Source organism: Neoroseomonas soli, assembly GCF_018129065.1.
GTDB classification, from domain to species: Bacteria; Pseudomonadota; Alphaproteobacteria; order Acetobacterales; family Acetobacteraceae; genus Neoroseomonas; species Neoroseomonas soli.
In genome coordinates, this window is record NZ_JAAEDM010000190.1 from 1 (window position 1) to 1,351 (window position 1,351).

General features: G+C 75.0%; 2 pseudogenes. One reads left to right on the plus strand and one right to left on the minus strand.

Annotated features, from left to right (window positions below):
* Positions 1-474: pseudogene (locus tag GXW76_RS25870) on the minus strand (ribonuclease E/G); the annotation flags it as partial.
* A gap of 646 nt (positions 475-1,120) precedes the next feature.
* On the opposite strand from GXW76_RS25870, the pseudogene GXW76_RS25375 reads away from it, so the two are divergent.
* Positions 1,121-1,351, plus strand: a pseudogene (locus GXW76_RS25375) (hypothetical protein); the annotation flags it as partial.

The following is a 1,351-nucleotide window of genomic DNA, read 5'->3' on the forward strand; positions in this document are numbered from 1 at the left end:
GGCCTCGGCACCCTCGCCCGCGACCTCGGCGTCCGGGGCGGGCGCGGCGGCGTCGCCCTCGGCGGCGTGCGGCCCGGCGGCGGCGTCCTCGGCCGCGGTCCAGGACTCGTTGCCCTCGCCGTTCCAGTCGGCGGCGCGGTCCATCGCCGATTCCGGCGGCATGTCCGCCTCTTCCTCCGCGCGGGCGTCCTCGGCCTGCATATCGAGCAGGCGCTGACGGTCGGCGACGGGGATCTGGTAGTAGTCGGGGTGGATTTCGCCGAAGGCCAGGAAGCCGTGGCGGTTGCCGCCGTACTCGACGAAGGCGGCCTGCAGGCTGGGCTCCACCCTCACCACCTTGGCCAGGTAGATGTTGCCCTTGAGGGGCTTGCGGGTGGCGGTCTCGAGGTCGAATTCCTCGACGCGGTTGCCGTCCAGCACCACCACCCGCGTTTCTTCGGGGTGGGATGCGTCGATCAGCATGCGCTTGGTCATGGGTGTCGGTGCTCCGCGCCGCGACGAGGCCGGCGGCGCAAGGAAATGGCGGGGCCCGGGCGGAGACGGAATCGCGGCGCTGCGTCGTCTGGCATGCGGCGGCGGTCGTCCTCGCTCGGCGGGCCCGGCGCCGCGCGTGGCGCGGTGCGGGCCCTGGGTGGGCGCGCCTGGTCATTGCCCCGGAAGCCCTTGGACAGCCGCAGTGCGGCGGTCACAGGCGCAGGCGGGCCGGCATGGCGATGCGGCGTACCCGGCGCCGGCGTCAGGGGCGGATCGGGCGATGCACGCACCGGGTTCCGCGCCGGCGGAGGCGGCAGGGAGGGGCGCCCGGCGAAACCACGGAACCACAGGGGCCGGCAAGACAAGGCCGCCCCGGTTCCAGGCCGGGCACCCGATGGACCGCACCGGCGCCGCGCCCCGCCTTCGGCCCTGGGGTCGCGTGCCGGGCGAACCCGCCCGGGACTCCGCCCGCAGCGGCATCCGCCGGGGCAAGGCACCATAGTCGCGGCCGTTGCGTGTCACAACCCCGCCGGAGCCTTGCGGCCGGCTGAGGCGGAACTTTCAGTCAACCGTGGCAAGTCCCTGGAAATCATGGCATATTGCCGTACCGCCCGGGGGGATCGTGGCGGTGACAGGGGATTGCGGGATGATCGGCTTCGGTCGGCGCCCCCTTCTGGGGCTCGGCCTCCTTGCCGCCTCGGGCGCAGCGCCGGCGCGGGCAGGGAGTATCGCCGAAGGCGCGCTGGCGCCGGCGGGCGGCGGAGCGCGACTGGCGCTCGCCGTCCAGGGCGAGCAGCGCTGGAGCCTGCGGCCGCAGGCCGACCCGAGCCGCCTCGTGCTGCGCCTGCCGGGCGCGAACTGGCGGGTTTCCGGCTCG